At 59.8% G+C, this 10,013-nt stretch carries 7 protein-coding genes and 1 pseudogene; 4 read left to right on the top strand and 4 right to left on the bottom strand.

Translation table 11 applies throughout. The features are described from left to right. The 3 genes and pseudogenes from ABX749_RS09980 to ABX749_RS09970 form a co-directional block, all read right to left on the bottom strand. Nucleotides 1-343, bottom strand: a pseudogene (locus ABX749_RS09980) (hypothetical protein); the annotation flags it as partial. Next, entirely contained in the window at nt 340-1,542 is a 1,203-nt protein-coding gene (locus ABX749_RS09975; RefSeq protein WP_372895846.1) for an NAD(P)/FAD-dependent oxidoreductase, read from the bottom strand. The pseudogene ABX749_RS09980 and the gene ABX749_RS09975, both read right to left, overlap by 4 nt. Continuing rightward, complete coding sequence (locus tag ABX749_RS09970) at nt 1,539-2,243, bottom strand: TIGR04282 family arsenosugar biosynthesis glycosyltransferase (RefSeq protein WP_372895845.1); 705 nt, start codon at nt 2,241-2,243, stop codon at nt 1,539-1,541. The genes ABX749_RS09975 and ABX749_RS09970 overlap by 4 nt, the downstream gene beginning before the upstream one ends. A 424-nt stretch (nt 2,244-2,667) precedes the next feature. Here ABX749_RS09970 and ABX749_RS09965 point away from each other — a divergent pair, with 424 nt between their 5' ends. Both ABX749_RS09965 and ABX749_RS09960 read left to right on the top strand, forming a co-directional pair. Next, entirely contained in the window at nt 2,668-4,236 is a 1,569-nt protein-coding gene (locus tag ABX749_RS09965) for a serine/threonine protein kinase (RefSeq protein ID WP_372895844.1), read from the top strand. A gap of 128 nt (nt 4,237-4,364) precedes the next feature. Further along, on the top strand, nt 4,365-5,603 hold the full coding sequence (locus tag ABX749_RS09960) for a lysophospholipid acyltransferase family protein (RefSeq protein ID WP_372895843.1): 1,239 nt from the start codon (nt 4,365-4,367) through the stop codon (nt 5,601-5,603). A 273-nt stretch (nt 5,604-5,876) separates the two neighbouring features. On the opposite strand, the gene ABX749_RS09955 is transcribed toward ABX749_RS09960, so the two are convergent. Continuing rightward, on the bottom strand, nt 5,877-6,770 hold the full coding sequence (locus ABX749_RS09955; RefSeq protein ID WP_145219730.1) for a peptidase C39: 894 nt from the start codon (nt 6,768-6,770) through the stop codon (nt 5,877-5,879). Between the two features lie 171 nt (nt 6,771-6,941). Between ABX749_RS09955 and ABX749_RS09950 the strand changes: the two genes are divergently transcribed. Then, nucleotides 6,942-8,888, top strand: coding sequence for an ABC transporter ATP-binding protein (locus ABX749_RS09950; protein WP_372895842.1), 1,947 nt, complete (start codon nt 6,942-6,944; stop codon nt 8,886-8,888). 231 nt (nt 8,889-9,119) lie between these two features. Further along, on the top strand, nt 9,120-10,013 hold an 894-nt coding region (locus ABX749_RS09945), incomplete at its 3' end, for a fatty acid desaturase (RefSeq protein WP_372895841.1).

Genomic DNA, 10,013 nt, shown 5'->3' with positions numbered 1-10,013 from the left:
GGACGGGACAGCGGAGGCGACCGCGGAGCAAATCGGTTTCCGTCAACGGCAACCAGACCCGGTCGATCCATTCGCCGATCGACAACGGCAACGGCTGGGGGTCGGCATCGCCGGCCTGAGCTTCCAACGCCCCCCTGGCCAACGGTGAAACACATCGATCGGGCATCATCGGGATCGGCTCGTCACGCTTTCCGGCGACCGAATGGGCCACCGCCACCGCCTCAAACAACGTCACGTCATAACCCAGAAAGCGACCGTAGAGCGCCGCTTCGATGCCCAGCGGCCCGGCACCGATCACGGCGATCGATCCAGGCGGTTCCAATGTAGCGGTCGTTTCAGTCATTTTGTCTCCATGAAAAAGGTGTCCGATTGCTGTTTGCCGACGGAAAACGGTTGCAGGTCGATCGGCGGCTGGTCACCGGCCATCACGTCGGCCAGGCACGTGGCGGTCCCGGGCGAAAGATGAATGCCGCTGCGGAAATGTCCCGTCGCAACAAAGATCGAATCGCTGTCGGGCAATTTGCCACAGATCGGGAATCCGTCAAACGTCAACGGCCGCAGACCAGACCAGGCACCCAGCTCTCGTGCTCGTTTTAGCTGCGGACAAACACGGTGAGCAAACTCGCGAAACTCCGCAAGCATCGCCGGCGTCGTCCCGCGTTGAAACCCCACCTCCTCTTCGCACGAACCAACCAGCACGGCACCGTCGCGTCGGGGAACAAAATAGCGTTGCCCCAGATTGATCACACTCGACAGAACCGGTGTCTCGGTTTTCAGCAGCAACACCTGACCGCGGACCGGCACCAAACTGGTCGCCAGCTTCAACCGCTCGGCCATCAAACCGCTCCACGTGCCGCCACAAACCACCACCTGCCCGGCGTGCACCTGACGCCGCGGCTGATGCCGACCCTCCACCGAAATCGTCACGTCCGCGCCGACTTCGCTGAGATCGACCACACTCGACTGATCCAGGAACGTCACCCCCAATCGATTACAGGCGCCGATCAAGGCTTGCAAGAACAGCGGCGGACAAATCTGGTATTCATCGGGCACCCACCAGGCCCTGGCACTCGGCGTGTTTTCGGCCCAACTCGCCAGCGCCGGCTCAGCCGCACTCAACTCCCCGAGCGGCCGCTCCTGGCACTCGATCGACAACTCACGCCAGAACGAAACCATGCCCACCATCGATGCGGTCTCACCGGCCGTGTCCGACAGATACCATCCGCCGCAGCGCGCCAGTTGCGAATCCACACCGGACTCCGCCTTCAACCGTTCCACCAGCTCGGGAAACAGCCGGTGACTGAGCCCGCGCAGTCGATCCATCGGGTCGGTCGCACTGTCGAAATTGGCCGGCGGAAGAATGCCTGCCGCAGCCCACGACGTGGCGGATCGAAACGGCGTTCGGATCGAACAGGCATCGGTTTCCACGGCGACCAATCGGTCCCGATCGATGACCGTCACCGTCCGGCCGCGACGGGCCAATTCATAAGCCACTGTTAATCCGATGGCCCCGGCGCCGATCACCACCACGTCCGTCTTCATGCCATCCCCCGCTGCGACACGGCTTGTTCGACGGTCCGATACAGTGACGGGTAACGCGTCTCGCCTGCGCACTCGTTCAATTGATTCGCCAAGTGCTGCAACTCCTTGATCGTGTCGACATCTTCCATCGGGGGTAACGTTGCCAGACGCAAGCCAGCCTGCTCGGCGCGGTGACACGTCAGATCGAACACCGAATCACTGCTCCAAGGCATCTCGTCCATCAACCCCTGATACACATCCCGCCACGGGCCTTTCAAACCGATCAAGTAATAACCGCCATCGATCGCCGGCCCCAGAACCACGTCGTGTTCCCCGAGCAACGCTCCGGCCCGGTCGACAACCGCAGCTTCCAACAGGGGGCAATCGGCACCGACCAGGACCCGATCGACATCCGATTCGGTGGCTTGCATGAACCACGCTTTCATCCGAGCCCCCAGATCACCTTCGGCCTGGAACGCGATCCCCCAGCCCTCGGGCAACAGCGCCGCAAAATCGGCTTGCCGCTCGCGGGGCGTGATCACAAACGAACGCTCCTCCGCGACGGCGGCCAGCTGCCTGGCCAGATGCTGACAGAACGCCCGATGCACGTCGGCCGCTTGGCGCATCCCGATGGCGGCACCCAGCCGGGTTTTCACCTGTCCCGACGCCCAGTACTTGGCCATCACGCCGAGAATCAGTTTTCGGCCAGAACTTCGATGCATCCAAACCAACGGAATCGAGAGGGGTGGTGAAGGGTCACGCAGACGGAAAGACAACGTGCATTATCCGCCCCCAGGCGTTCTTGAGCACCCCAGGGAAACGTGACCGGACGAATTCTCAAGCCGACGAGACATCCGTCCCCGGCCCATCTCAACCGCTAAAACCAAACCTCGCGTGACATTTACCGCGTCAGATTCCCTCTGTTTGGTGTGATTGTTGCCGTCAATGCGGTTACCATACGAGTTGGGCGTGACTGGACGTCGCAGCAACTTTATTTGTGAAAATCATTTTCCGATTTTCCGCGTTCCTCTCCAATGAGGCCCGCAAGTTGCGTAGACTTCTCGTCTCGCCAAAATTGATACCCTGGAAAATCTGGCACACTGAACCACGAATCCTGGTGTCGCCAGACCACCAACACGGTCACTTATGTCGGAACCGTCGCCCCACAAGTTTCTTGAGCTGGTCGAGAAAAGCCGCCTGGTTGACCCAGTCAAAATGAAGCGGTTGCTGGAGAAGGTTCGCGAACACTACGACGGCGGGTTGCCGCCAGACGCAAAGACGTTGGCCCGATTGTTCGTCAAGAACGGATTGCTGACCGAGTGGCACAACGAAAAGCTACTCAACGGAAAATACAAGGGCTTCTTCTTAGGCAAGTACAAACTGCTCGGCCACATCGGCACCGGCGGGATGAGCAGTGTCTATCTGGCCGAACACACCAAGCTGCATGATCGTCGCGCGATCAAGGTGTTGCCCAAGAAACGTGTCTCGGATTCGTCATATCTGGCCAGGTTTCAACTCGAAGCCAAAGCGATCGCGTCGCTGAACCATCCGAACATCGTGCTGGCCTACGACATCGACAACGAAGGCGATGTGCACTACATCGTGATGGAATACGTCGACGGTCTGGATCTGCAAGCGCTGGTCAAACGCGACGGCGCCCTGGATCCGTCAACGGCAGCCGAAGTGATCGGGCAAGCCGCCCGCGGTTTGGCCCACGCCCATTCCAAAGGCGTGATCCACCGCGATGTCAAACCGGCCAACCTGCTGCTCGATTCCTCCCACACCGTCCGCCTGCTCGACATGGGGCTTGCGCTGATGGGGGCCGAGGAAGACGAATCGCTGACGGTGGCCAACAACGAAAACGTCCTCGGCACCGCGGATTACCTCGCCCCCGAACAAGCCCTCAACAGCCATACCGTCGATCATCGTGCGGACATCTACGGACTCGGATGCACGATGTACTTTCTGTTGACCGGTCAACCGCCGTTCAACCAAGGCACGTTGGCCCAGCGGATCGCGATGCATCAAAAAGAGATGCCCAAACCGATCCGGGAAATCCAACGCAATGTCCCCGGCGAACTGGAGGGCATTTGCGTGAAGATGATCCAAAAGGATCCCAAGTATCGCTACCAATCGGCGACCGACGTGGCCGAAGTCCTGGAACGATTTGTTGCCAAAGTGCCCCGCGGCCAAAAAGTCACCATCGGGCTGGGCGAACTGCCTGACCTCGACGGAGACGGGTCCTCATCGATCTCGCTGGACGACAACGACGTCAGACCCAACCAGGGCGGCGACACGCTGTCCAACAAAAACGACGACACGCTGGCCAGCAGCCGCAGTCGCCTGATCCGCGGCGAAGGATTAAGCGCCAACGACAGCGGAAAGATGGTCAACGTGAAACGCTCCAAGATCGACTTCAATGACAACAGCTTCTTAGACCTACAGGTCGAATCGGGCTACGGCGGTGCGACCGCTCGGCCAACCCCGGCCGCGAAACCGAAATCGGCGATCGGCAAGCGACCGCACTACCCCGAACGCAGCGAAGGGCGTTCCAGCGTTCATGTCGGAAGTGAATCCGATGTGCATCGAGCCGATAGCCGAAAGCCGGCCAAAGAAAAAGGCGTCGATAAAGTGCTGATCGCCGCCCTCTTGGTCGCCTTCTTTATCGTGGCGGTCGGACTGGGGGTTTTCCTCGGCCGCGTCACGGGACCGTAATGGCCAGCGGCGGACGGGCTCTCTAAACTTTCGATCACAAGCATCGAACCGTTCGCAGCACGCCCGCGCCGACGCTTCGAACCTGCGTCCGCCAAACTTCCGCCTCCGCCCCAGATTCCCCAGCGCCGATGACCGTCGTTTTCGAGCGTCCGTACGAATTCGTCCCTCCCTTCCGAGGCACGCTGTGGCCCTGGCTGATCCAGCGGCTGCGTTTGTACGATCGCTATTTGAAACGCAAAGAAGGCGTGGTCGACTACGAATTGCGTGGCACCGAGCACCTCAAGCAGTCCCTGGATGCCGAACACGGCGTGCTGCTGGCGCCGAATCACTGCCGTTACGCCGATCCGCTGGTCATGGGTTGGCCGGCACGACAACTGGGCATCCATGTGCACGCGATGGCGTCCTGGCATTTGTTCAACGAAGGCCGTTTCGACCGCTTTGCGCTGCGACGCATGGGAGCGTTCAGCATTTTTCGCGAAGGCAACGATCGACAGTCACTCGAAACCGCGATCGACATCCTGGTCGAAGGCCGACGGCCATTGATCATCTTCCCCGAAGGCACCACCAACCGCACCAACGACAAGCTAAAACCGTTGCTCGACGGCGTCGCCTTCATCGCCCGGACCGCCGCCAAACGCCGCGCCAAGCGTCACGCCGACCCGGCCCAATCCGCCGCAGCGGGCAGCGGACAAGTCGTCGTCCATCCGGTCGCCATCAAGTACCTGTGCCTGGAAAACATCGACCGCTGGGCGACGCAGCAATTGGACCAATTCGAACAGCGTCTCGGTTGGAAACTGATGCCCCGCCGCAGCATTCGCGAACGCACCGTTCAACTCGCCGAAGCCCTGTTGGCGCTCAAAGAAGTCCAGTACTTCGGCCATTCCAACGGCGGCGACTTATCCACACGACGAGACAACTTGATCGCACACGTCTTGTCGTCCACCGAAGCCCAGATGCAACTGGATCAACCGTCCAAGGAAACCCGCGAACGCGTCCGGCTGATTCGCTCCACCGCGTCCTCGCGTTACTTCGACAACGGCGCCGATCCCTCCACCGCAACCGAATTGAAACGCTGTGTCCTCGCCGCCGACTTTGCCCAAGACCTCTCGTCCTATCCCGATAGCTACCTGATGCCCGATCAGGTGACCGACACCCGCATCGTCGAAACCATCCAGCGGATGCAAGAAACCGTCAACGGAAACGCCGACCACACGATTCCATTGAAGGCGGTCATCGAGTTCGCACCGGCCATCGAAGTCGACACGCGACGGGCCCCCAAAGGCCAGCGTGACCCGCTGATGCAATCACTCGAAGACGAACTCACCACGCGACTAGCGAAACTCGCCACCGAAGCGAGAAAGCTCTAATCCGCGCACGTTGGTGTCCAGGCTTCTGCCCAATTCAGCCATGTCAAGCGTCGTACTTTCTAGCATGGGCCCCGTCGGCTTCTCTAGCGTGGGCCCGTAGGCTCGCGCCAAACGGCTGATCATCGTTTGATATCAGCCGGTTCGCGCTAGCGCCCGGGCGCCACCATTGAAGTTAGCTCAGCGGTATTGGGCTTCTCCCGCCCCGACTCGCAGCGCCGCGGGGGCGATGTTCTCAACCCCGCGAAAACATCTTCAAAACGATCACGCCGAAGACTAGGATTCGCGACGCACCAAACGCACCGCTTCTCCACGCCACAAGATCTCAAGATCCTGCTTCGCCCAACGCTCACGGCCGATCGACGGATCACCGACTTCGACCCCGCCATCCTCGGCCGGTCCGTACAAGACGACACTGTGCCGAAACCCTCGCGGCCAACCATAGTCCTTGATGTAACGTGATTCGACTTCGGGTGAGGCAACGGTTCCGAACCGCGGAAACCCGACCAGGATCAAGCAGGGAAAAAGGTCGTCGCGGTGTTCACGGCTGAGCAGATCCTCCAGCGTCACGTCCATCACTTCCGGCTCCAGATCCGTCTTGGCCGTCGCCAGCCGTAGCCCGCGCCACAGCCCCAACGAAGTCGTCCCGAGCGCGTCGGTCAAACACCATTGCACGAGTTGATGTTCTTCGGCATCGATCCCATTGGCTTTCAACAACGTTGCCGCCGCCGCAGGGCTGCACGTCACGCTGCCGGATTGTTGACACACGTCGTGCCCCAGCCAAACCGTGTTCATGCTGTGCCGCACCGGGCGAATCACCGGCTGGACGATCGGCTGCAACAGCATCGCGGTGGCGAACACACCCAGCACCAACGACAACCCGCCGCGCCGCCACAGCGGACGATTCGGGATCGCCAGCGCTGCCGCCGACGCCACGCACAAAAAGATCGGCGCAAAATTGGTCCACACGATCGCGGCGGTCAACGGAACGAAACGGGCCCACGTCAACATGCCATTGAAAAAGTACACGTAGCCGGCGGCCGAAAGCACCGAAACACACAACACCACGCTGGACAGACGGGATTCGCGCTTCATCCGTAACGCAACCAACCATCCGATCACCAGACACAGACAGATCATGACCGAAGTCGCGATGACGAGATCCAGCATGGACACCCTCCGAAAGAAAAGACAGGCGGAGACCAACGAGGAGACGGTCCAGTGTAACATCCCGGGGATCCCCAAGGCCATGAAAATTCCGCCGCACCGACTCCGCCCGGGATGTCCTGCCGGATTCCACCTCACCTTGTCATCGGCCGGCTTCGGCGCTACCAATAGTGCATGCCTACACTGCCTAGCCGCCACCGATTTGACGACTATCGCCAGACCGTTCGCCAGCGAAATGCCGAGAAAGTCCGCCCCACAGGCCATCATGGTACCGCCCGCAGCGCGATCAAATTGGGAACGCGCGAGCGTGGTTTCTGGGAACTGATCCGCGAATTCTGGAAACTGATCGGGCCGCACCGTCGACAAATCGTCGTTGCCCTGTTCTTCCTCAGCATCGCGATCGGATTGCGTCTGGTCCCGCCGGTCGGAACCAAACTGGCGATCGATTGCGTCCTGACCGATCCGCCCAAACCGCTCCCGTCCTGGCTGGCCGAGTTCGATTGGCCGACCGACAAGATGCAGCGTCTGTTGTGGATCGCCGCCGCCGTCGTCGTGATGACGATTCTGGCGACGATCGTCCATCTGTTCAGCCGTTGGACCGCCACCAAAGCGGTCAATCAATCGCAGATCACCATCCGCCGCAAAGTCTTCGACCATGCGATCCGGCTGCCCCTGGGACGCGTGTACGACTTGAAATCCGGCGGCGTCGCCAGCCTGATCCGCGAAGACGCCGGGGGCGTTGCCGATCTGATTTTTTCGATGCTGTACAACCCCTGGCGGGCGATCATCCAGTTCGTCGGCAGCCTGATCATCCTGATCTTCGTCGACTGGAAACTGATGGTCGGCGGCCTGCTGTTGCTGCCGATCGTCTGGGTCACGCACCGAACCTGGATCAATCGCATCCGGCCGCTGTACCGCGACATCCGCAAACAACGGCAAAAGATCGACGCCAATGCGACCGAAACGTTTGGCGGGATCCGTGTCGTGCGGACCTTCTCGCGGTCGCGTCGCGAATCGGCAAAATTTGTTCGCGAAGGCGGCTTCCTGGTCCGTCAACAACTCTTCACCTGGTGGTGGACCCGAATCATCGAAACGATCTGGGAAGTCATCATCCCACTCGCTTCGACCGGGCTGTTGCTCTATGGCGGCTATCAAATCATCCACGGCGGGTTGACGCTCGGTGACCTGATGATGTTTCTCGTCTACCTGACCATGCTGCTCGATCCGCTGGCCACCATCGCGGGCAGCGCCGTCGGGTTTCAAAACAACCTCGCCGGTCTGGATCGCATCCTGGACGTGATGGAAGTCGACAGCGAACTGCCGACCAACCCCGACGCCGTCCATGTCAACAAAGCCTCGACCGCCGGCAGCATCACGATCAACGATCTGTCCTTTCGCTATCCCGGTACCGACACCAACGTGCTGCAAAACATCTCGCTCGAAATCGCAGCGGGCGAAACCGTCGCCCTGGTCGGTCGCAGCGGTGCGGGAAAGACGACGCTGACCAATTTGATCGCCCGGTTCTATGATCCCGCCGAGGGCAGCATTCGACTCGATGGCAAAGACCTGCGCGAAATCAACCTGGACTCCTACCGCAGCTTGCTGGGGATTGTCGAACAAGAGGTGTTCTTGTTTGACGGGACGATCGCCGACAACATCGCCTATGCCCGACGTGATTGCGAGGACGCAGAAATCATCGCCGCGGCGCAGGCGGCTGCGGCGCACGAGTTCATCGAAAAACTTCCCAAAGGTTACGACAGCGTGATCGGCGAACGCGGCGTCAAACTCTCCGGCGGACAACGTCAACGCCTGGCGATCGCCCGCGCCATTCTGGCCGACCCCAAGATCCTGATCCTCGATGAAGCGACCAGCAATCTGGACAGCGAGAGCGAACAAATGATCCAACGTTCACTCGAAGAACTGCTCCAAAACCGGACCTCCCTGGTGATCGCCCATCGTTTGAGCACGATCCGCAACGCCGACAAGATCGTCGTTCTGGAAGACGGCCGCATCGCCGAAGTCGGCACGCACGAGCAACTCGTCGCCGGGGGAGGCCGCTACCGTGACATGGTGCAATTGCAAACCACCGAACCCGACCGAACGCCCCACCGTCCGCTGTAGTGGTTTCCACCCACGGTCGGTGGTCAAGACGATCACATCAAAGCAATCCGCACAAAGTAAACCATCACTTCGACGACACGGCATCACCCAGTTTGACAGTGCGAAAAACATTCGGCGCTGAACGCCCAAGTTCGGCTCTACAATCGTGCGACGATCACCTAGGCTACCTGCTTCACCTGGACGCGGGCCTGTTCCGAATGCTGCGACCAGACCGACCAGCTGGAGATGTTGATGGATGCTTGTTCAGAGCACTGGGTGCATGATTCCAAAGTGGCATTGCGTGACGCCGATGTCGATTACTTTCGCGTTTCATCATGGATCTACTGGCGAGATTTTTTGGTCAGCATCGCGTTGGCGTACACCGCGGCGGCTGTTTATCTGACCGCGGAAGCCTGGTCGGCGTACCAAATCATCGCGTTTCCGATCGCCGTGTTTTGGCTTTACCGCGCCGGTTCACTGGTTCATGAAGTCGCCCATTTGGGCGAGCATGAAATGCGGGCGTACAAGGTCGCTTGGAATCTGATCGCCGGCGTCATGATGTTGGCCCCCTCGCCGTTCTTTTCGGCACACCATCGTGATCATCATACGCATCGCCTGTACGGCACGAAGCAAGACCCCGAATACATCGTCAATTGCTTCCGACGCGGCAACTGGACCAGCATGTTTGGTTACGCGCTGTTGGTGTTGGCGTTTCCCATCATCGTGACGGTACGGTTCATCATCACTCCGCTAACGTTTTTGCATCCCAGGCTGCGGACGTTTGTGTTGACCCGTTGCTCCTCGCTGATGATGAATCCTTACTACGTGCGACGGGTTTCCAAGGCCGATCGTCGCCGCATCACGGCGGTCGAACTACTCACTTGCATCCGTGCCACATTGATTCCTGCGCTCGTCTTGCTGGGCATCAATCAATGGTCGCGAATCCCGATGCTCTACTCGCTCGGCATCAGCGTCCTGTTGCTCAATCAATTACGATTGCTGGCCGATCATCATTTCGAAAGCGACGGGACAAAGATGACACCGTCGGATCACATGCACGATTCTTGCAATTTCACCGGCCGCGATTTCTTCACGTGGCTGCTCTATCCGTTTTCGATTCGCTTTCACGCGCTGCATCACCTCTTT

The sequence above is a fragment of the Stieleria sp. genome (genome assembly GCF_041595215.1).
GTDB classification, from domain to species: domain Bacteria; phylum Planctomycetota; class Planctomycetia; order Pirellulales; family Pirellulaceae; genus Stieleria; species Stieleria magnilauensis.
This window is presented reverse-complemented; position numbering and strand designations above follow the sequence as displayed.